A 20,950-nucleotide genomic window follows, 5' to 3' on the forward strand; every position below is an offset into this window, starting at 1 on the left:
TGACTGTCGCCAAATCAGCCTGGTAAGACCGGAGGGAACACCGTGACGACTTTCACCCGACGCCAATCGCTCGGCGGCATTCTTGGCCTCAGCCTCCTGCCGACCCTGGCCGCGCGATCGGCCGCGGCGGCGGGCAAGGCGGCAACGAAGACGCTGGCTTTCGATATGCCGGCCGCCCGCTGGATAGATGCCTTGCCGGTCGGAAATGGCCGCCTCGGCGCCATGGTCTGCGGAGGCGTCACGACCGACCGCTTGCAACTGAACCATATCGAACTGTGGTCGGGCCGTACGAAGGACCACAATTCGCCGACGGCCCGCACGGCCTTGCCCAAGGTGCGGCAATTGCTGTTCGAGGGCAATCGCCCGGAAGCGAACCGGCTGGCGCAGGCGGACATGATGACGCCGATGACGGCCGAGGACTTCGGCAGTTATCAGATGCTCGGCGATCTCATGTTCGCCTTCGATCATGCGGCCGAGGTATCCGGCTATCTGCGTGAGCTCGACCTGCAAAACGCTGAAGTCCGCGTGCGCTATCGCATAGGCGCCGCGCAATACACGCGAACCCTGCTGGCCTCGTTCCCGGACAAGGCTCTCTTGGTGCGGCTTGAAACGACGGCCAAGGAAGGCTTGAACTTTACGGTCAAAATCTCGCGCGGCCAGGATGCCCAGGTCGCGCGGGACGGGGATGTCGTTCAACTGAGGGGCAAGCCCGAGCCCTATGGCGTCGAATTTGCCGCTCACCTGTCTTGCACGGCGGAGGGCGGCGCGGTTGAACCGTTAGCCGATGGCTTCCGCGTCCTCGGGGCGAAATCGGCGATCGTCAGGCTGACCGCGGCCACGGACCTGATCCAGCCCGAGCCGGTAGGACAGTCCTTGCAGGCCCATAAGGCCGTCGGAACAAAGCCCTGGCCGGCCCTTGTCGCCGCCCACCGCACCGATTTTGCCGCCCTGTTCAATACTGTCGATCTGAGCTTCGCTTCGCCGCCCCTTCCGGCCATTGCCGACAAGGCGCCCGACCGGATTGTGTCGCCGGCGCTCCTCGAACGCTATTTTCATTTCGGGCGCTATCTCCTGATTTCGTCGACGCGGCTGGGTTCGCTGCCCCCCAACCTCCAGGGCCTGTGGGCCGACGGCTTTGCCCCGCCGTGGAGCGCCGACTACCATATCAATATCAATATCCAGATGAACTTCTGGCCCGCCGAGGTCTGCGGGCTCGGCGCGCTTCACGCCAGCCTTTTCGACTATGCCGAACGGCTCAAACCGTATGGCGAAGAGACCGCTCGCATCGCGTACGGCGCCGCCGGCGCGGTGGCCCATTACACCAGCAATCCCTGGGGCCACACGATCGCCGATGGTAACCTGCAATATGGCCTGTGGCCGGAAGGCCTGGCCTGGTTATCCCTGCATTTCTGGCAGCATTATCTTTATACCGGCGACGCCGTGTTCCTGCGTGACCGAGCCTTGCCCTTCCTCGCCTCATGCGCCGAATTTACCCTCGACTATCTGGCCGAGCATCCCAAAACCGGCAAGCTGGTCTTTGGTCCCGCCTGTTCTCCGGAAAACACATACGTGATGAGCGACGGCACCGGCGGCTATGTCGACATGGGCGGGGGCATGGCGCAATCCATGGCCTATACCGTCTTGCGTCACACCGCGGATGCCGCAAGGGTCCTTGGCGCCGAGGCGGACCTGATGGCGCGCTGTGAGGATGCCATCGACCACCTGCAACGGCTTCAGATCGGGCCCGACGGACGAATCCTGGAGTGGAGCGAGCCCTTGCCCGAACAGGAGCCCGGCCACCGCCACGTCTCCCACCTGTTCGGACTCTATCCGGGTATCGAGATCGATCCCCGGCGTACCCCCGAACTGGCGGATGCAGCGCGCAAGACCCTGACCGAGCGCCTGCGTCACGGCGGCGGGCAGACCGGCTGGAGCGCGGCGTGGCTGACCATGTATCGGGCGCGTCTCGGCGACGGCGAAGAGGCTCATGCCATGCTCACCAAGCTTCTCAACGAATCCACCCAGCCCAACCTGTTCGATACCCATCCGTGGGGCGACGGGGCGATATTCCAGATCGACGGCAATCTGGGCGCCACGGCGGCCATCGTCGAGATGCTGCTGCAAAGCCATGACGGCTGCCTGCGCCTGCTGCCAGCCTTGCCGCAGGCCCTCGCCACCGGTTCGGTCACAGGTCTTCGGGCATGCGGTGGGTTGAGCGTCGATATGTCGTGGCGAGACGGTAAGGTGCGATCGCTGGTGCTTCGTCCCGAGAAGGACGTGACGTTTGAAATCGTCCCTCCGCCGGGGCAAACCTTGGGCGAACTGGTGTCTTCGGGTAAGCGCCTTCCCCTGAACGGACCGATACGCCTGCAAAGCGGTGAGACCTATCGCATTTAGAGCGGTTTGCGTTCTTATTGAATCAGAACGGCCGCTCTAAATTTTTGTTTTACGCGCATTTTAATCCAAAAAGTACGTCACACTTTTTGGATTGCGCCCTAGCGCGAGCTAAGGACCTCGGCGGTAAACGACGCGACGCCGGCTTTTCCTGCCGGACTGAGATAGGGTTCGAGGCTCGCAAACGGCAATATGGCGTCGTCGATGCACGCCTGCGCGACATGCGGCAGGTCGGGCGTGAAGTCGACGCCCGTGCTGGTCAGATGGACGTTCCACGCGTCGGCGTCCTGTCGGGCTTCCTTGCAATCGGCGTCATCGTCATAATTGGGATAGGCATCGTCGATCATCTTTTTGAACGGCGCGGTGAGGGTTACGGTGGTGTAGGCATCAGCCGTACCCGCGTCATGGACCGTTTGTTCCAGGGCCTGCGCATTGAACCAGTCGTAAAGATTGACTGTGGTGCCCGTGCCTAAATCCCAGGTCTGATAAGTGGTGGCGGCGTCGGGATGGGCGCCACCACAGTTCCACGATCCGTCTTCCTGCACGACCAGCCAGCTTTTCGAGATAACAAGGGGCCTCCGGGTCGACGACGAATCGCCGTCCCAGCCGTTTTGGCCGAGCGCCGCCATGGAACATTGAAAATACTCGGCGTCGTCCGGGCCCGTCGGGATGGTTTTGTAAAGCTCGGCATTGACGTGCTGGATGGCCGGCGTCGAGCCCTGTAATTGAAACGTCTCGATGGCGGAATCGCTGAACTGCTGTCCCGGGTTGGCGATGATGTGGGTATAGGCGACGCCGTTCAGCGCGGCGGGCTCGGTCGTAATGACCGGCTTGGTGAAGCGGGGCAAACTGAAGGCCTGGCTGCCGCAAGGACCGTTTTCGCTATCGGTTGCGGTCGTTGCGACGCGCGTCAGGTCGATCGGCAAGGTCTTGCCGCCGCCGGTCCATAGACCCCGCATATGATCGGTTGTCACCGAGGTGATGTGCCACAGGTCGCTTTTTTCCGGTTGAGCGGAATTCGGCGACTCCGTCCACACCGGAAGAGCATCCCCCGGGGCATCGGAGACGACGGTGTCCAGGCTGATGATAGCCAGGTGGCGCATATAATAATAGGCGCCGAAATCGTCGTAGCCTTCGTGCTGAAGGCAGGCCTGCACCTCCGCCTTGCCAATCGTGCCATGCCATATGCCTTGCCAAGCCGGTGGTGGCGCTTCGGACTCGGCGGCGTGGGCCTGGGGCGTAACCACCAGACACCCCACGGCCAGCAGCGGCGCGATATGTTTATGCCATGTGTTCATGATCTCACTCATGGCACAATCAGCCGCGATCACAAACGCCAAAAAAAGCGCCCTTGCCTAATACATCGGCCGCGCATTTGTCGCGTCGGCGGGAACGGCTTGGATCACGTCCCAATGCTCGGCAATTTTACCGTTTTCGACGCGGAATATATCGACGATAACCGTTTCGGGCATGTTGCCTATCCTGGGCTGGACGACCTGGAGCATGACAAGGTCGCCCTCGGCGATCACCCGCTTGAAATCGACCGTCTGTTTCGGCCAATTGGCGATGCCCATCTTTTCCAGCATCTGCTTAACGGCGTCGCGCCCGTCGGTCATTGTGGGATTGTGCTGGATGTAATTTTCCGCCCAATAACGATCGAGCGCCGTAAGATCGTGATCGCCGAACAATTGCTGATAGGCCTGGGTGACGAGCGCCTTGTTCGTCTGCGTTAATTTATATTCGGACACCATGGCCCTGTGGCTGGTTTTGGCGGATCCATTGGACGCCGCGCCGGTAAGGGTCGAGGCGGCGACAAGAGCCAAAAGCATAGGTTTCAATTTCAGCATGTCGGTCACCCTTTCGTTGGTTATGCGCCCGCGCCCGCGATCCGGCTGGTCCGTGTTGGGGGCGCATATGATACTGCTTGTCTCACTGCGAAAAGTGGCGGTTAAAGCGACACACTGTTTGCTCTTGGCTGACAATCCGGCGTGCACGAGCGTGCGAAAGAACGGCTACTGGCTTTCCGCCCTCCTGATGCCGAGGTTAAAATGTTTCTTCATATTCGATAATCTATACTGCCCCTGTTGGGCGACCACTTCTTCCCGGCCATGACAGTCTAAATTGGAGATATATACTATAATAAAGGAGAGGCGAAGTGATCCAGATTGTGAGCTTGTCTTACAAGGGAGCGGCTAATAGTTCGGAGATGACGGAATATCGCGAGCGTGTGCGGCCGCTATTGGTGAAATACGGCGCCGAGCGCGTGTCATCGGCCCGTGTATTGCACGCTGAGCCCGACGACCCGATCGAAATCCATGTGACCCGCTTTGCCGACAACGAAGGCTATGCCGCCATGCTCATCGATCCGGACTACCTGGCTCTGGAAGGTCTGCGCAAAGTGGCCATGAAGGATGTGCGCAATTATGTCACGGAAGAATATGTGGTTTTCGTCGATTAAGGCCCTCGATTAAGACCAACGGCAGACATCCGATCAAACAGAACGAAATGCCCCTGGGCCGCTCGTTATAGCGGACGTTTCGCGCCAGGCGTGCGTCATCGACCGCGGCAGATCGGGCCTGAAATCGAGCTCGTACCGGTCTGGTCGTCGTCCTGGCACCGGTGTCCTGCCGCACGGCATAAATTTATCGCTTGCGGCCTATTCCCCCATTGCCCTGTCATCAAATCGTTAATAAGAGTCATTACCGGTTTAGAGTCCGCCCCTATCCATATCTTCGGGGCGGRTATTTTGTGCGCGTTTTGTGGAATACGGCTAAGGGTAGGGTATGCAGGCTCCACTTGTCGAAGTGAAATCGATCAGCAAAACCTTTACCCGCAAATCAGCGGCCGCGGGCGGCACGGTGATTCACAAGGCCCTCGATAACGTCTCCTTCACCATGGACAAGGCAGAGCGCGTCGCGCTGATCGGCCCGTCGGGATCGGGGAAATCGACGCTTTTGCGCTCCATTTCCGGCCTCCATACCATCGACAAAGGTACGGGGACGGTCACTGTCATGGGCCGTAACGTCCAGCAAAACGGCCGCCTGTCGGGCGATGTCCGCTCCATCCGTTCGACCATGGGCATGATCGCCCAGCAGTTCAATCTGGTCGGCCGCCTCAGCCTGTTCAGCAATGTCGCCCTGGGTTTCCTCGGCAAGATTTCGGCCCTGCGCGGCCTGCTGGGCCTGTGGAGCGCCCAGGAAAAGCAAAAGGTCATGCGCGCGCTCGACCATGTCGGGGTCGCCGCCATGGCCGGCCAGCGTGCCAACACCCTATCCGGCGGCCAGCAGCAGCGCGGCGCCATCGCCCGCGCCATCGTCCAGGATGCCCAGATCGTCCTGGCCGACGAACCCGTCGCTTCGCTCGATCCAGTGACAGCGCGCAAGGTCATGAAATTGCTGGTCGATTTGAACGAACGCGACAAGGTCGGTGTCATCGTCACCCTGCACCAGGTCGACTATGCCAAGACCTATTGCGACCGGATTCTCGCGCTGAAAGACGGCAAGATCGTTTATGACGGTCCGTCGGACAAACTCAGCGACGAGACATTACGCGACATTTACGGCGCCGAAATCGAGGACGCCTATTGGGGAGAGCCTGCATGACGTCCATCTTCAAAACCGTTGCCGCGTTGGCGTTCGGTGTCACGGCCTTGGGCTTGGCGTCGTGCGACAAGAAGCCCGCCGCCACCGGCGCCCCGGCCGAAATCAGTTTCTCCGTCCTGTCGGTCCAGAAGTCGCAGGACCTGGACAAGACCTGGCAACCGATCTTCGTCGATATGGAAAAGCAGACGGGCCTGAAGGTAAAGCCCTTCTACTCCTCGTCCTATACGTCGCTGATCGAAGCCATGCGATTCAAGCAGAGCGAGGCGGGGTTCTTTTCCACCTCATCGGGTAACGAGGCTGTCAATCGCGCCGGCGCCGAGGTTTTCGCCTCTAACACCAATCCCGACGGCACCGACACCTATTACAGCCTGATCATCGCCCGCAAAGATTCCAAGGTCACGCTCGACGACGTCCTGAAGTGCAATCACAAGCTCAATTTCGGCATGGGGGATGTCAAATCGACCTCGGGGACGATTGCGCCGAAGGCCTATTTGTTCATTCCGAACAAGGTCGATACCGACAATTGTTTCCGTAGTGTCAAGCCGGCCAATCACGGCGCCAATATCGAAGGCGTGCTGGCCGGGGTCGTCGATGCGGCCACCAACAATTCCGACGCCATCGACGATCTGAACCGGACACCCGAAGGCAAGGCCAAGGTCGCGCAACTGAAAATCCTCTGGCGGTCGCCGCCGATGCGCAAGGGTGTCCTGGTCTATCGCGCCGACCTCGATCCGGCCACCAAGGAAAAGATCCGCTCCTTCTTCCTGTCCTACGGTGTCGGCACCGGTGCCGAGGCCGATCGTCAACGCGCCAATCTGGCCGCCTTCGAGTGGGGCGCGGTGCAACCCGCCGACGCCACCTACCTCCTGCCGGAGCGCGTGATGGAGGCTGAGGTCAATCTGGACGAAGCCCAGAAAAAGGGTGACAAGGACGCCGCCGCCGCGGCCCAGACGGAATTCGATTCGGCCTCCGCGGCGTTGGCCAAGGTGAATGCCAAGACCGCGCCCCAGGCTCCGGCGGATGCGCCGGCGTCGCAATAAGGCTGGATGATGACGGACAAAGCCGAAAAGACAGTGAACCTGACGCCGCCGACGGACAGCCCGATGACGCGTCTGTTCAACTGGCTGCTGCTGCTGTTCCTGGTCGCCTTTCTGGCCAGCAGTTTTCACAGTGCGGGTATTCCTGACATACAGCGCCTGGCCGACCATTCCGCCAATACGGCGAAATATCTCAGCGACTATCTGCGCCCGGATTTCGGCACGGGCCGGGACTATGCCAGTTGGGATACGTTCTGGAACGCCGACATGGGGAAATATGTCGCCGCCATGTGGCAGACGATCGCCATAGCGCTTTGGGCGACGAGCCTGTCGATCATCTTCGCTGTGCCGTTGAGCTTCCTGTGCGCGCGCAATGTCGCGCCGGCCTGGGTGGTGCAACCGATGCGGACCTTTATCGCACTGCTGCGCGCTTTTCCGGATATCGTTCTGGGCACGGCCTTCCTGGTGGCGGTCGGTCTCGGGCCACTCGCCGGCGTTCTCGCCCTGACGGTCAGCAATACCGGCACCCTGGCCAAGCTGTTTTCGGAAGCGGTGGAGAATATCGAAGCGGCGCCGGTCGAAGGCGTGCGCGCCACCGGCGGCAATCGCCTGCATGAAATCGTCTGGGGCATCCTGCCGCAGGTCGCGGCGCTATGGACGTCGTTCGCCCTCTATCGCTTTGAATCGAATGCGCGCTCGGCGACGGTGCTGGGGTTGATCGGCGCGGGTGGTATCGGTCAGTTGCTGTTCGATAATCTCAACAGCTTTGCTTATCGCCAGACTTCGGCGATCGCGGTGGTGATCGTGGTGGCGGTGACCTTGATCGATCTCTTGTCGCAGCAGATCCGCAAGCGGTTGTTGTAAGGTAAGACGTGGGGGCACAGCCCCCACACCCCATAACTTATTCAGGATAAGAACAGTCTCTTTAGCCCTTGAATAGGGCCCTCGAAGTGGGGCCCTATTCAAGGGCTATAAAAGGTTGGTCTAACTCGGATAACTTAAGGGGTGCAGGGGTCCGCGACCCCTGCGACTTTCCTTACACAGCCTCTTTCGGCTTGCGCCGGCGTCGCGTCAGATGCCGCAGCCGGTTCCACAGCTTCGTCTTCGCCGGTTCCGGATACGGTTCCAGGTTCCGCACAAACTCCGCCGCGCATTCCGGCCACGAGAACTTCTCGGCATAGGCGCGCACCGCCTTGCGGTCGATCTTCAACGCTTCCTGGATCGCCACCTTCAGGTCTTCATTGATCGCGCCGGCGCCCGAGCCCGGGATGATATCGATCGGACCGTGGGCCGGGAAGGCGGCGACCGGCGTGCCGGCGGCCATGGCTTCGGTAATGACCAGGCCGAATGTGTCGGTCAGGGACGGGAAAACGAAGACGTCCGAGTCGCAATAGTAACGCGCCAGCTCCTCGCCGAAGCGCGGACCGGTAAACACGGCGTCGGGATATTTGGCCTTCAGCTCCTCGACCTGCGGGCCACCGCCGACCATGACCTTGGTGCCGGGCAGGTCGAGCTTGAGGAAGGCTTCGAGGTTCTTTTCGACGGCGATGCGGCCGACATAGGTCATGATCGGCCGCGCCAGCCCGTTATTGATCGGCTCCAGGCCCGGCCGGTAGGTGACGGTGTCGACGCCGCGGGTCCATGGCGAAATGTTCTTGAAGCCGCGGGCTTCCAGATCCTTTTGCAGGGTCGGCGTCGCCACCATGACGCGGCCGGACGGCTTGTGGAACCAACGCATGAACGCGTAACCGACGCTCAACGGAATGGGTAGGCGGGCGCTGACATATTCCGGGAACTTGGTGTGGTAGCTGGTCGTGAAGGGCAGCTTCCATTCCTGGCATACCCGCCGCGCCGCCATGCCGACAAAACCTTCGGTGGCGATGTGAATGGCGTCGGGCTCATAATCCTGGATGATTTCGCGCACTTCTTCGTAACAGCCGAGCGCCAGCTTGACCTCGGGATAGTCGGGCCAGGAGACGCATTTGAACTGGTTATAATCGATGATGTGAAACTCGTGGCCGAGCTTTTCGCACTCTTCGATCGTCCGCTTCAACGTCGTGACTACGCCGTTGACCTGGGGGTCCCACGCATCGGTTGCCAGCAAGATACGCAAATCGAGTGTCCTTTAGATATTTCGCCTAGACTCCATGCCTATTTCAGTGAGACTTGGCAAGCACAAGCGTGTGCCGTCGTGGTGGCAAGGCCCCTGGGCCGCAAAATAACTTTATTGCACCGCACACAAGGCCATCACAACGGCAGTCGATTGGCATTTGTCGGGGTTAAGGCTTGCGTAAAGCGTAAAATGCCTTATTTTTAAATGCTGGGCTATCACTCGGGCTCCAATAAAAAAGTGGATTGGGTAAGCCTCAGGAAAGCGTCACTATGAATGATCGACCAAAACCATCGCAAGTGCGGGATAATCCGGGGAAGGACTCCGGTGCCAAGGACACGCCTAAATCGCGTCGCACCCGTATCCAGATCCTGGAGACCGCCATGCGTTTGTTTGCTGAACTGGGCTATGACCGCGCCGGCAATGCCGCGATCGCCGAGGCCTGCGGCCTGACGCGCGGTGCCATGCTGTACCATTTCCCGACCCGCGAAGACCTGGTCGAAGCCGCCGCCTGGCACATCCACTCGGCGCGCGAAGTCGCCTTCGAAGCCGAGGCCAAGAAACTGAAACCCGACCAGGACGCGCTTGATGGCGCCATCGAGGCCTATTGGCGGCTATTGAGCTCGGTGCCGTTCTCGGCCTTTCTGGCCCTGGAGCGCGCTGCCCGTCAGGACGACGGTGTTGCCAAATCCATTCGCCCAGCCCAGGAAGCCTTCGACAAGGCCGCCATGGGGCGCGCCACGCCGGGCTTTATCATGGCCGGCAACGACGCGCGCTTTCAGGCCAGTCGCGATCTGGCGCGTTTCGCCCTGGACGGTATGCACCGCGCCGCCCTGACCTACGAAAACGATGCGCGCGTCGAAAACGTGCTGACGGTCATCAAACGCGCCGTCCATATGCTGAACCGCAAGGGCGACGTCACCGATCTGTGGAACGAATAGGGTTTTCGCTGTTCAAACCTTAAACTATAAAGTCCCCCATGCGCCATCTTCTCCGTTCCAAGATCCACAACGCCTATGTCACCCAGGCCAATCTCGCCTATATCGGCTCGATCACCATCGACGAAGCCTTGATGGAGGCTGTCGGCCTGTGGGAAGGCGAGCGCGTGCTGGTGGTGTCCAATACCTCGGGCGCCCGGCTGGAGACCTATGTCATCAAGGGCGAGCGTGATTCGGGAATCATCGCCATGAACGGCGCCGCCGCGCATCTTATTACCGAAGCCGAGCAGATCATCATCATGGGATTCGAGCTCACCGACGCCCCGATTATCCCCAGTGTCGTGCTGGTCGACATCAACAACAGACTTGACCGCTACCTGTCAGAAGGACCGCTGCAAACGGTCTGATGATTCGCTCACAGAAATCGTGATCAGAGTTAATCTGTGTTAAGATGATGCAAGCCCTTGAGGCTCTTGGAAAAAGCGAAAATTTAACCTCTCATTAACAAAAAAGTTCGCCAAAACACCGACTTGGCCGCTTGACGAAACGCCCGACTATAGCCCCATATATCGACAGAGGAGGGCGGTGACACACTACATGTAGTTGTTAACGCCTTTTAACGGGTTCCGGGGGCGGAGCCGTTTTTTACAAGACGTAAGGGTTAGTATCGATGTCGTTGAATGAAGCGTCCGCCAAGCGTGAGGCACCCCATCCCTTCAAACCGAACATGGTGGTGCGCCCCAAGGAGCGGCCCGAATTCAAGCTGGTCAAGCATGTGGTCACCGACCCCAGCCGTGACAGCCTGCTGACCGACTTCGGCAAGACGACGCTCGACGACCGCTATTTGATGCCCGGTGAATCCTATCAGGACATGTTTGCCCGCGTCGCCACCACCTATGCCGACGACTCAGATCACGCCCAACGCATCTACGACTATATTTCGCGCCTGTGGTTCATGCCGGCGACGCCCGTCCTGTCTAATGGCGGCGCCAAGCGCGGCCTGCCGATCTCCTGCTTCCTCAACGCCGTGCCCGATAATCTCGAAGGCATCGTCGCCACCTGGAACGAAAACGTCGCGCTGGCCTCGAACGGCGGCGGCATTGGCACCTATTGGGGCGGCGTCCGTTCCATCGGTGAAAAGGTCAAGGGCGCCGGCCAGACTTCCGGCATCATCCCCTTCATCCGCGTCATGGATTCGCTGACCCTCGCCATCAGCCAGGGTTCGTTGCGCCGCGGTTCGGCCGCCGTCTATATCGACGTCTTCCACCCGGAAATCGAAGAATTCCTCGAAATCCGCAAGGCTTCGGGCGACTTCAACCGCAAATCGCTCAACCTGCACCACGGCATCGGCATCACAGACGAATTCATGGAAGCCGTCCGTAGCGGCGTGCCGTTCGGCCTGCGTTCGCCGAAGAACAACGAAGTCGTCAAGTTCGTCGACGCCCGCGCCCTGTGGCAGAAGATCCTCGAAATCCGCCTGCAAACCGGCGAGCCCTATCTGATCTTCTCCGATACGGTCAATCGCGCCATGCCGCAGCACCAGCGCGAGTTGGGCCTGAAGGTGCGTCAATCGAACCTGTGCTCGGAAATCATGCTGCACACCGGTCCCGACCATCGCGGCAAGGATCGCACCGCTGTCTGCTGCCTGTCGTCGGTCAATGCCGAGACCTTCCTGGAATGGCGCAACGAGCCGAACTTCATCGAAGACATCATGCGCTTCCTCGACAACGTTCTGGAAGACTTCATCCAATGCGCGCCGGGTTCGATGGACGCCGCGGTCTATTCCGCCCTGTGCGAACGCTCGGTCGGCCTCGGCCTGATGGGCTTCCACTCCTTCCTGCAAGGCCAGGGCGTCGCCTTCGAATCGGCCATGGCCAAGTCGTGGAACATGCGCCTGTTCAAGCACCTGCGCCGCGAAGCCGACAAGGCCTCGGTCAAGCTGGCCGAAGAGCGCGGACCGTGCCCGGACGCCGAGGAACGCGGCATCATGGAGCGTTTCTCGCACAAGCTGGCGATCGCGCCGACGGCTTCGATCTCGATCATCTGCGGCGGCACCTCGGCCGGCATCGAGCCCATCCCGGCCAACATCTATACGCACAAAACCCTGTCGGGTTCGTTCGCCGTCAAGAACCCGTATCTTGTCGCCCTGCTGGAAGGCAAGGGCTTGAACACGACCGACGTATGGAACACCATCGTTGAGAACGAAGGCTCGGTCCAGCATCTCGACGAGCTGTCCCAGGACGAAAAGGATGTCTTCAAGACGGCCTTCGAAATCGACCAGCGCTGGGTCGTCGAACTGGCGGCCGATCGCACGCCGGAAATCTGCCAATCGCAATCGCTCAACCTGTTCCTGCCGGGCGACGTCGACAAATGGGACCTGCACATGCTGCATTGGACGGCTTGGGAACAAGGCCTGAAGTCGCTCTATTATCTGCGCTCGAAGTCGGTGCAGCGCGCGGCCTTCGCCGGCTCGGCGGCGGTTGACCAGAACGCGGTCGAAGTCGAACGGCCGACCATGGTGCGCACCGATTACGAAGAGTGCCTGGCCTGTCAGTAGGAAGTTAAAGTCGCAGGGGCACAGCCCCTGCACCCATAAGTCATTCAGGATAAATTCTTCTATTTATCACTAAAAAAGGAGCACCCCCTTGGGCGCTCCTTTTTTAGTGATTATAAGACGATCTGCCCGGATAACTTACGGGGTGTGGGGTCCGCGACCCCACGACTTAACTTCTTACCGACAACCCCGGAACCTTTGTGACGATCCGTACCACTGTACTGCTGGCTTTTTCCGGGCTCGTCATCGCCGGCCATGCTACGGCTGAGGAGCCAACCCAGGTCATCGTCAAGGGTGACAAGCCGGCGGTTGTCGACAAGATCGACCGCCGTTCCTACGACATGAAGGACGACCCCGACGCCAACACCGGTGTCGCCGCCAAGCTGCTGGGCAAGCTGCCGTCGGTGACCGTAACGGCAGATGACAAGATCGCCTTGCGCGGCAATTTCGGTGTCACCATCATGGTCGATGGCAAGATACCGCCCGAAGGCAATGACGTCATCAAGTCGTTACCGGCGGCCGACATCGATCATATCGAGATATTGACCAATCCGTCGGCGCAATATGCTCCGGACGGCACCGCCGGCATCATCAATATCGTCACCAAAAAGCGGCGCAAGGTCGGCTTTTCGGGCAATCTCAACGGCGATATCGACAGTCTGGGCCGCGGCAATGTCGCCTTGTCGGCCAATGTGACGACCGGGCGCTGGACCCTCGGCGCCGGTTTGAGCGGCGGTCATTACCCCAGTCACGGCACGCGCTACGACCATCAGGAGGTCCGGGACGATCTGCTGGCGCCGTTCGCCTTGCAGGATCAAGTAACGCATTTCGTCGTGCGTTCCGACAATTACCAAGCCAATCTGAGCGCCGGCTACAAGCTGAGCGACAAGGGTAATCTCTCGCTCAAGGCCCAGTATGGCGACTACGAAGGCGGCTCGGACAGCACGGCCGAGTTTCGTTATGGCGGTGACGGCGACTTCGATGAGACTTTTAGCAGTGACTTCAGCAATCGTTACGGCAATATAGATGCCATCTACGATTTCACCGGCGAAGAACACGGTCGCCATTTCACGGTCGACCTTGGTCATCAGTTTTACGACAGTATCAGCGTCACCGACTATGTCGACACGCCCCTGGCCGTCACCGCGGCGATGATATCGCCTTATAGCCGCGGTGTCGGAAGCCGCGGCACGGACGACAGTCTCAAGGCCGATTACGAGCGCAGTTACGACAACAACACCCTGCTCACGGCCGGCGCATCCCTGGTCCGCAGCGTCAGCCGCGATGTGCAAGACTATGCTATTGCCGGCTATGCGATCAGCGGGTCCGAGTTTGCTGGCGCCCGTGATCTGGTGTCGGCCTACGTCACCTATCAGATGCCTGTGGGCAAATGGACCCTGTTGCCGGGCCTGCGCATTGAGCAACAACACCTCACCTTGCCGGGCGAGACGACGATCGATGACGTTTTCCTGTATCCGTCGTTGCATCTCAGCCGGACCTTGAGCGACGCGGCCAAGATCAAGTTGAGCTATAGCCGGCGTGTCGATCGGCTTGGGCTCAACGCCTATGACGGTTCCCTGAAATATGCCGATGCGCGCACCGCCTTTGCCGGCAATCCGGATCTGAAGCCGGTAACCACGGATTCGTATGAGGCGAGCTGGGACTATTACGACAAAGACGTCAGCTATGATGCGACGCTCTATTACAAGGTGGCCAGCGACAATATCTCCGTCTATAGCCAGCGGACATCGGACGGTGTCCTGCTGACGTCCTTGGGCAATTTCGGCCAGAGCCGCTCAGGCGGGCTGGAGCTCAGCCTGCGTGGCCCCCTGGAGATATTCACTTGGAAACATTTGAAATATACCCTCAACGGCAATGCTTATTATATGGAGGCGCCGTTCCTCGATGGCGTCGAGGAGCGGATACGCGGGAAGGTGACCGGCTCGGCCAACGGCACGCTGGAATACGACACGGATGCCGGTGATCAGGTCCAGTTGCATCTGTCGTGGTATAGCCGGACGCCCACCTATCAGGGCTATTTCTCGGGCTCCTACCAGGTCGACCTGACATGGCAGCATCCCTTGACGAAGGACTTGTCGATCGTGCTGAGCGCCGACGATCTGCTGAACAGCACGGGTACGCGCAATGTTATCGATACGGGGGTGTTGCGCGATATCAGCTTCAGCAAGCCGAACAGCCAGGCGGTGAAGGTGGCGCTGTCGTATAAGTTCGGGCAGTGAGGGAAGTTGTGGCGCCGCAGGCCCTACACCCCGTAACCTGTTCAGGGTAAGTCTTCTATAGCTACTAAAAAGGGCGCCCAAGTTTTAGTAGCTATGTAGGAGTCTTGTCTCGGACAACTTATGGGGTGTGGGGGCTGTGCCCCCACGAACCTACTTCGCCGCTTCCTTCTGCGCCGCCACATCACCACCCTTTTTGTTGGCGGATTGCAGGTCGATGACCTTCAGCGCCGCAGGGCCCAGGATAACGACGAACAGCACCGGCAGGAAGAACACGATCATCGGCACGGTCAGCTGCGCCGGCAGGGCGGCCGCCTTCTTTTCCGCCGCCGACAAACGCAGTTCGCGGTTTTCCTTGGCCATGACGCGCAGTGCGGTACCCAGCGGCGTCCCGTACTTTTCCGCCTGGATCATGGCGGTACAGACCGCCTTGATGCCCGGGTGGCCAGTACGCTTGCTCAGGCCTTCGTAGGCTTGGCGGCGTTCCGGCAGATAGCTCAGTTCGGCGACCAGAAGCGACAGTTCCTCGGCCAGTTCGATAGAGGTGCCGCCGATTTCGCCCGACACCTTTTGCAGGGCGGTTTCGATCGACATGCCAGCCTCGACGCAGATCAGCAGCAGGTCGAGCGCGTCGGGGAAGGCGGCGACGATGGATTCGCGACGCTTCTGGGCCTTGTTGGAAATATAGATGTTCGGCGCATAATAGCCGATGACCAAGCCGGCGACCGAAATGAGAAGCTTGATCTGGAAGGGTTGGCCGAAACCGTTGACGACGAAGACATAAAAGGCGGCCACGGCGCCCAGGACAAACGGCATCAGGAAACGGAAGAAGTAGAAGGTCGACACCGGCTTCGGGCCGCGGAAGCCGGCCATGGCCAGGTTCTCGACGACCTTGGGGTCTTCCAGCAGCTTGCGCAGATTGAAGCGTTCGACGACATTGCGCGCGACGCCTTCGTCTTTCTGGCGCAGGCTGTTGCCGTCGCCTTTGGCGATGTTCTGGCGCGACAGGCGGCGCAATTCGTCGCGGCGCGTCGCCACGGCCTTCATGCGTTTGTCGAGCTGGTCGCCCGAGGTCATGCTCTGACCCAAAGTCATGACGGTGAAGAAGACCATGCCCGCCACGACCAGGGCGATAATGTTCGACGGTGTCATCAGGAAGGCAGCGAAATCGGTCATGGTCTTGCCTTCCCTAGAACTTGAAGTTGATCATCTTGCGCATCATCATGATGCCGCAGAACATCCAGAAGGCGCCGCCCAACAGCATCAGCTGACCGCGCGGGTCGGTGAACATGGCGTGGATATATTGCGGGCGGGTGATGGTGATCATCAGGCCGACACCCGGCGGCAGGACGCCGATGATCGAGGCCGAGGCGATGGCTTCGGACGACAGCGCCTTGATCTTTTCGCGCATCATCTTCCGCGCCCGCAACACGTTCGACAGGTTGTTGAGCGCTTCGGCGAGGTTACCGCCAGTCTTGGCCTGGATGGCGATGACGATCGTGAAGAAGCGCAATTCCGGCGCCGGAATGCGCTCGGACATCTTTTCCAAAGCGCCTTCGAGGGACATGCCGACCCCGACATTTTCGACCACACGTTGGAACTCTTCGCCAAGCGGCGGCTGGCTTTCCTTGGCGATGATCTTCAAACCGTCATGGACGGGCAGGCCGGACTTGATGCCGCGGACCAGGATGTCCATGGCGTTGGGGAATTCTTCGGTGAACTTCTTCTGACGGCCGGCGGCCATATAGCCCAGAATCCAGCGCGGCAGGCCGTAGGTGACGGCGAAACAGGCACCGACGGCGACGGCCAGCTTGATCAGAATGCTCATATGCTGGAGCAGCAGGAAGGGCGGGAAAAAGGCGATGGCGCCGCCGATAGCGCTGAAAATCCAAAACTTGGTGACATTGGGCGTCAGGCCGGCGTGCAGCATGCGGGCCGACAGGGTCAAACGCGCCTTGCGTTCGCGCTTTTCGGCTTCTTTCAGCTGTTCGGTAATTTGACGGCGCCGCTCTTCCGGTGTCTTGGCGGCGGATTTCTGTCGCTTGGTGCGGACATTGGTCCCCAAGCCGATGGTTTGCGCGCGCTTACTCAGCGCCGGCGAAGCACCGGAGCCGCCACTGGTGAAGACGAAGCCGACACTGGCGATAATGACAAAGCCCAGTATGGCGATGACGATGGTCATCAACATGCGCGTAAACTCTTATTCCGAAGCATCCAGGGCTTCTGCTAGCTCTCGTTCAAGGCCGTAATAGCGGGCGCGGTCCCAGAAGCGCGGACGGCCGATACCGGTCGAACGGTGGCGGCCGATAATCTTGCCTTGCTTGTCTTCGCCTTCCATTTCGTAGACGAACAGGTCCTGAGTGACGATGACGTCGCCTTCCAGGCCCAGCACTTCCGTGATGTGGGTGATGCGGCGCGAACCGTCGCGCAGGCGGGCGGCCTGGACGATGATGTCGATCGAGCCGACGATCATTTCGCGAATGGTCCGGCTGGGCAGGCCGTAGCCGCCCATGGTGATCATCGATTCGAGACGCGACACGGCTTCGCGCGGGCTGTTGGCGTGCAGCGTGCCCATCGAACCGTCGTGGCCGGTGTTCATGGCCTGGAGCAAATCGAACGCTTCCGGGCCGCGGACTTCGCCGACGATGATACGTTCGGGACGCATACGCAGACAGTTCTTGACCAGGTCGCGCATGGTGATCGTGCCCTGGCCTTCGAGATTCGGCGGGCGCGTTTCCAGGCGCACGACGTGCGGCTGCTGCAGTTGCAGTTCGGCGGCGTCTTCGCAGGTGACGACGCGTTCGGTCGGATCGATGAAGGCGGTCAGGGTGTTGAGCAGGGTGGTCTTGCCGGAACCGGTACCGCCGGAGATTAGGACGTTACAACGCGAGGCGCCGATAACGCCCAGGACGCGGGCGCCTTCGGGGCTGATGGAGGCGAACTCCACCAGGTTGCGCATGGTCAGCTTGTCTTTTTTGAACTTCCGAATGGTGAGCGTCGGGCCGTCCAGCGCCAGCGGCGGTGCAATGACGTTGACGCGGGAACCGTCGGGGAGGCGGGCGTCGCAGATCGGCGAGCTTTCGTCGACGCGGCGGCCGACCTGGCTGACGATACGCTGACAGATGTTCATCAGCTGCTGATTGTCGCGGAAGCGGACATTGGTCAGCTGGACCTTGCCGGCGACTTCGATGAAGACGCGTTGGGCGCCGTTGACCATGATGTCGGCGATGTCGTCGCGCGCCAGAAGGGGCTCCAGCGGGCCATAGCCAAGGATATCGTTGATGATGTCCTGGACCAGGTTGTCCTGCTCCGCCACCGACATCGAAACGTTTTTGATGGCAACCAGTTCGGCGACAATGTCGCGGATTTCTTCCGACGCCGCCTTGTGATCGAGCGAAGCCAATTGGCTCAGGTCGATCGTGTTGAGCAGGGCGTTGAAGATGGCCGTTTTGGTGGCGTGGTAATAGTCGCTTTGTTCGCGGACGATCTCGGTGACCGCCTGCGCCTTGTGCATTTGTTCCAGGCCCTGCGCCAGCTTGGGCTTGGCGGCAGACTTGTCGCCGCCACCGACGCGCTTTTCCTGGCTCAGTTCGGGCAAGGCGACGCGGGCGGCTGCCGTATCCTGGGCCTTGGTCTTGGAATCGAGGTTTTGCGGACGCGTGGCGATGTCCGGCGCGCCGCCGGCGGGCGGGGGCGCCTTGTTGAGTTTGCTCAGGGCCTGGGCTCGCTCCTCGGCGCCACGCGTGGCGTCCTGAAAGCCCGGCGCCTTCATGGCGCCGGTTTGGCCGGCGCCGGTATTGGGCGCTGGCGGGGCCGCTAAGGGAGCCCTGGGGCTCCGGTCTTGCTCGGTCGGACGTTTGCCAAACACTTGGGTGTGACCTTACTTCTTGAAGAGGTTGCCAAGGAAGGAAGTGGGCTTTTGGGCCTTGGGTTCCGGGGTGCGTCCGGTGATGGACGCCGTCAGTTGCCGCAAAGATTCGGCAACCTTGGTGGTCGGACCGCATTCGGCGATCATCTGGCCGTTGTTCGACGCGCTGCCGAAGAGCTTGGCGTCGAAAGGAATAAGGCAGCATGGCTCGACGCCGAGCGCCGCGGTGAAGTCCTTCACCGGGATTTCGGGACGGCCGGGCATTTCCATCTGGTTCAGCACCAGCTTGGGCGCGGAGTCATTGGGGCGGCTGTGCTTCAGCAGATCGATGATGTTCTTGGCGTTGCGCAGCGAGGCCAGGTCGGGTGTCGCCACGATCACCACTTCATCGGCGGCGATCAGGTTGTGCTTCAGCCACGGCGTCCAGATGTGCGGCAGGTCCATGACGATGAAGGGGGCGGCCGAACGAATCTTGCGCGTCACTTCCTCGAAGGCTTCCGGGTCGGCGGTGTAGTCCTGGTCGAGCGCGGCCGGCGAGGAGAACAAGGACAGACGGTCCGAGCAGCGCGTCAGCATGCGGTCGAGCAGAACCGAATCGAGGCGATCGGGTTCGTTCAACGCATCGGCCATGCCGTGCATGGGGTCCTGGTTGAAATCGAGGCCGGCGGTGCCGAACGGCAGGTCGTAATCGGCGATGACAGTATTGGCTTGCATCAATTCGCTGAGATTATAGGCGAAATTATGCGCGATCGACGATGATCCGGCGCCGCCGCGAGCGCCGACAAAGGCGATGGTGCGGCCGACGAAGGGCGTTTCCGGATCGTTGAACAGGGTCGATATGGTCTTGATCAGCTGCAACGGCTGGACCGGCGACACCATATATTCGCTGACGCCCTGACGGATCAGTTCGCGGTACAGCGAGATGTCGTTGTGGGCGCCGATGACGACGACCTTGGTATTGGCGTCGCAAACCTCGGCCAATTGGCCCAGCTGGTCGATCAGGTCACGGCCGCGCGCCGTGCTTTCAACGAAGATCAGCGAAGGTGTCGGCTCATGGCGATAGGTCTCGATGGCTTCGAACATGCCGCCGCGCTTGACCAGGCACTGGGCGCGCGTCATGCGGCGATCCAGTGCGGCCGTGTCGCAGGCTGCCAGCGAGTCTTCGTTATCGGGGAAGAAGTGGATGGCGATACGCGGGATCGAGATGGTGCCGATATCGTCCTCGTCCATAACGTGACGGGCGCTGGCCGGTTCGCGCAGGCCGAGATCGCGCAGACCGGCGGGCGACGAAAACGCCTGACGTTGCGTTGCCGGTGCCGGTGCGTCGAAATCGTCGGCAAACGGATCCTGAGCCGGGGCTGCGGACGCGCGATACTGATCGGCGGCGCCGAGATCGTATTCGTCGGCGGCAGCATCAAGCTTGGCCCGATAGTCGACGAAATCGTCGTCGAGGTCGTCGAGGCTGTCAAAGGGGTCGTTGTGTTTTGCCGGATTGGGCATGTGTCGCCTCTTCTACTTGATAGCGTCGGAAATGTTGCCGCTCGAAGCCGAATCGACCTGCGCACCGGTCGTTTCGCCGGCACGGTACTTGCCGAGAATAACCGATTTTCGGGCGACGTCGGTCGTGGTCGCCGGCGCCGGTTGGCTGAGATCGCGCGGATCGGCGATCTGGGCCGCGATATTGGACGCCGTCGCACAACCGAAATTGTCATAGGACGTATTCGATGCGGTTTTCGCCAGATTTTCCCAGTGCTGACCGCAGTCATAGGTGCGGGCTCGGTAATAGACCAGGTTGACCGTGATGATGTCGGCAGGCTGTTCCTGCGTGCTGACCTGGCTCAGATTACCAGTGTCGACGTCACGGTTGATGAGATAGCTGCCGACCATGCGGCCGGCGGCGACGGCGCCCGGATCGCCGCTGGTGACGATCTGGACATTGACCGGTTCGCCGCTGATCCAGCTGGCGTGGCTGGCGACCTGGTCCAGCGCGAGGCGCTGATTGTCGGACAGGCCGTTGGGATTGATACGCAGATTGATCGGCCGGTTCATGGTCTGGGCCGTAAGGGCGAATTGCTCAGTCGGCAGGATCGGCGCGGGCTTGACGACCGCCTGGGTGCCGGTTGTGGCGCAGGCGGTAAGCGCACCGCCGAGGAGGGCGAGGGCCAGCAGGGCTGCGGATTTATGTGACAAAGAATGGGTCATGACGCTTC

At 60.6% G+C, this 20,950-nt stretch carries 17 protein-coding genes; 9 read left to right on the forward strand and 8 right to left on the reverse strand.

The genetic code is table 11. The features are described from left to right. The first annotated feature begins 42 nt into the window (after window positions 1-42). Window positions 43-2,397: a glycoside hydrolase family 95 protein gene (locus AC1DX3_RS20035; protein ID WP_476991110.1), complete on the forward strand. Its 2,355-nt coding sequence runs from the start codon at window positions 43-45 to the stop codon at window positions 2,395-2,397. 98 nt (window positions 2,398-2,495) lie between these two features. On the opposite strand, the gene AC1DX3_RS20040 is transcribed toward AC1DX3_RS20035, so the two are convergent. Together AC1DX3_RS20040 and AC1DX3_RS20045 are read right to left on the reverse strand one after the other, a co-directional pair. After that, entirely contained in the window at window positions 2,496-3,692 is a 1,197-nt protein-coding gene (locus tag AC1DX3_RS20040) for a hypothetical protein (protein ID WP_476991111.1), read from the reverse strand. A 57-nt stretch (window positions 3,693-3,749) separates the two neighbouring features. After that, window positions 3,750-4,241 (reverse strand): nuclear transport factor 2 family protein, encoded by a 492-nt coding sequence (locus AC1DX3_RS20045; protein WP_476991112.1) that lies wholly within the window; start codon window positions 4,239-4,241, stop codon window positions 3,750-3,752. A gap of 308 nt (window positions 4,242-4,549) precedes the next feature. Here AC1DX3_RS20045 and AC1DX3_RS20050 point away from each other — a divergent pair, with 308 nt between their 5' ends. From AC1DX3_RS20050 to phnE, 4 genes are all read left to right on the forward strand, one after another. Then, window positions 4,550-4,852, forward strand: coding sequence for a hypothetical protein (locus AC1DX3_RS20050; RefSeq protein WP_476991113.1), 303 nt, complete (start codon window positions 4,550-4,552; stop codon window positions 4,850-4,852). A gap of 325 nt (window positions 4,853-5,177) precedes the next feature. Continuing rightward, complete coding sequence (gene phnC, locus AC1DX3_RS20055) at window positions 5,178-5,996, forward strand: phosphonate ABC transporter ATP-binding protein (protein WP_476991114.1); 819 nt, start codon at window positions 5,178-5,180, stop codon at window positions 5,994-5,996. Beyond that, window positions 5,993-7,036, forward strand: a complete 1,044-nt coding sequence (gene phnD, locus AC1DX3_RS20060; protein WP_476991115.1) for a phosphate/phosphite/phosphonate ABC transporter substrate-binding protein — start codon at window positions 5,993-5,995, stop codon at window positions 7,034-7,036. Before phnC ends, phnD begins: the two co-directional genes overlap by 4 nt. 6 nt (window positions 7,037-7,042) lie before the next feature. Further along, window positions 7,043-7,897 carry a phosphonate ABC transporter, permease protein PhnE gene (gene phnE / locus AC1DX3_RS20065; RefSeq protein WP_476991116.1) on the forward strand — a complete coding sequence of 285 codons (855 nt, stop codon included), beginning with the start codon at window positions 7,043-7,045 and terminating at the stop codon, window positions 7,895-7,897. A gap of 172 nt (window positions 7,898-8,069) precedes the next feature. Here phnE and AC1DX3_RS20070 read toward each other — a convergent pair whose 3' ends face one another. Further along, a complete protein-coding gene (locus tag AC1DX3_RS20070; protein WP_476991117.1) occupies window positions 8,070-9,146 on the reverse strand; it encodes a glycosyltransferase family 4 protein in 1,077 nt (358 codons plus the stop codon). Between the two features lie 269 nt (window positions 9,147-9,415). Here AC1DX3_RS20070 and AC1DX3_RS20075 point away from each other — a divergent pair, with 269 nt between their 5' ends. The 4 genes from AC1DX3_RS20075 (at window position 9,416) to AC1DX3_RS20090 (ending at window position 14,875) form a co-directional block, all read left to right on the forward strand. Continuing rightward, window positions 9,416-10,084, forward strand: coding sequence for a TetR/AcrR family transcriptional regulator (locus tag AC1DX3_RS20075; protein WP_476991118.1), 669 nt, complete (start codon window positions 9,416-9,418; stop codon window positions 10,082-10,084). A gap of 38 nt (window positions 10,085-10,122) precedes the next feature. Then, window positions 10,123-10,488, forward strand: a complete 366-nt coding sequence (gene panD, locus AC1DX3_RS20080; RefSeq protein WP_476991119.1) for an aspartate 1-decarboxylase — start codon at window positions 10,123-10,125, stop codon at window positions 10,486-10,488. Window positions 10,489-10,808: 320 nt separating this feature from the next. After that, the gene (locus tag AC1DX3_RS20085; protein ID WP_476991186.1) at window positions 10,809-12,638 is read left to right on the forward strand and encodes a ribonucleoside-diphosphate reductase subunit alpha; all 1,830 of its coding nucleotides are present in this window, start codon (window positions 10,809-10,811) and stop codon (window positions 12,636-12,638) included. 197 nt (window positions 12,639-12,835) lie between these two features. Continuing rightward, on the forward strand, window positions 12,836-14,875 hold the full coding sequence (locus AC1DX3_RS20090) for a TonB-dependent receptor (RefSeq protein WP_476991120.1): 2,040 nt from the start codon (window positions 12,836-12,838) through the stop codon (window positions 14,873-14,875). A gap of 150 nt (window positions 14,876-15,025) precedes the next feature. On the opposite strand, the gene AC1DX3_RS20095 is transcribed toward AC1DX3_RS20090, so the two are convergent. Genes AC1DX3_RS20095 through AC1DX3_RS20115 form a run of 5 tightly spaced genes read right to left on the reverse strand, consistent with a single transcriptional unit; the run spans window position 15,026 to window position 20,942 of the window. Continuing rightward, entirely contained in the window at window positions 15,026-16,048 is a 1,023-nt protein-coding gene (locus tag AC1DX3_RS20095) for a type II secretion system F family protein (RefSeq protein ID WP_476991121.1), read from the reverse strand. Window positions 16,049-16,061: 13 nt separating this feature from the next. Then, a complete protein-coding gene (locus AC1DX3_RS20100; RefSeq protein ID WP_476991122.1) occupies window positions 16,062-17,060 on the reverse strand; it encodes a type II secretion system F family protein in 999 nt (332 codons plus the stop codon). 12 nt (window positions 17,061-17,072) lie between these two features. Further along, a complete protein-coding gene (locus tag AC1DX3_RS20105; protein WP_476991123.1) occupies window positions 17,073-18,740 on the reverse strand; it encodes a CpaF family protein in 1,668 nt (555 codons plus the stop codon). 12 nt (window positions 18,741-18,752) lie between these two features. Continuing rightward, window positions 18,753-20,240: a CpaE/TadZ family protein gene (locus AC1DX3_RS20110; protein WP_476991124.1), complete on the reverse strand. Its 1,488-nt coding sequence runs from the start codon at window positions 20,238-20,240 to the stop codon at window positions 18,753-18,755. Between the two features lie 12 nt (window positions 20,241-20,252). Continuing rightward, entirely contained in the window at window positions 20,253-20,942 is a 690-nt protein-coding gene (locus tag AC1DX3_RS20115; RefSeq protein ID WP_476991125.1) for a CpaD family pilus assembly lipoprotein, read from the reverse strand. Between the last annotated feature and the right edge of the window lie 8 nt (window positions 20,943-20,950).

Source organism: Asticcacaulis sp. P2_B1, assembly GCF_056404915.1.

Bases quoted from the DNA above. Each gene is read 5' to 3' on its own strand.
- AC1DX3_RS20040 (WP_476991111.1), bottom strand. From the start codon at position 3,692: ATGAACACATGGCATAAACATATCGCGCCGCTGCTGGCCGTGGGGTGT.
- AC1DX3_RS20045 (WP_476991112.1), bottom strand. From the start codon at position 4,241: ATGCTGAAATTGAAACCTATGCTTTTGGCTCTTGTCGCCGCCTCGACC.
- phnC (WP_476991114.1), top strand. From the start codon at position 5,178: ATGCAGGCTCCACTTGTCGAAGTGAAATCGATCAGCAAAACCTTTACC.
- phnD (WP_476991115.1), top strand. From the start codon at position 5,993: ATGACGTCCATCTTCAAAACCGTTGCCGCGTTGGCGTTCGGTGTCACG.
- phnE (WP_476991116.1), top strand. From the start codon at position 7,043: ATGATGACGGACAAAGCCGAAAAGACAGTGAACCTGACGCCGCCGACG.
- AC1DX3_RS20075 (WP_476991118.1), top strand. From the start codon at position 9,416: ATGAATGATCGACCAAAACCATCGCAAGTGCGGGATAATCCGGGGAAG.
- panD (WP_476991119.1), top strand. From the start codon at position 10,123: ATGCGCCATCTTCTCCGTTCCAAGATCCACAACGCCTATGTCACCCAG.
- AC1DX3_RS20085 (WP_476991186.1), top strand. From the start codon at position 10,809: ATGGTGGTGCGCCCCAAGGAGCGGCCCGAATTCAAGCTGGTCAAGCAT.
- AC1DX3_RS20095 (WP_476991121.1), bottom strand. From the start codon at position 16,048: ATGACCGATTTCGCTGCCTTCCTGATGACACCGTCGAACATTATCGCC.
- AC1DX3_RS20100 (WP_476991122.1), bottom strand. From the start codon at position 17,060: ATGTTGATGACCATCGTCATCGCCATACTGGGCTTTGTCATTATCGCC.
- AC1DX3_RS20110 (WP_476991124.1), bottom strand. From the start codon at position 20,240: ATGCCCAATCCGGCAAAACACAACGACCCCTTTGACAGCCTCGACGAC.
- AC1DX3_RS20115 (WP_476991125.1), bottom strand. From the start codon at position 20,942: ATGACCCATTCTTTGTCACATAAATCCGCAGCCCTGCTGGCCCTCGCC.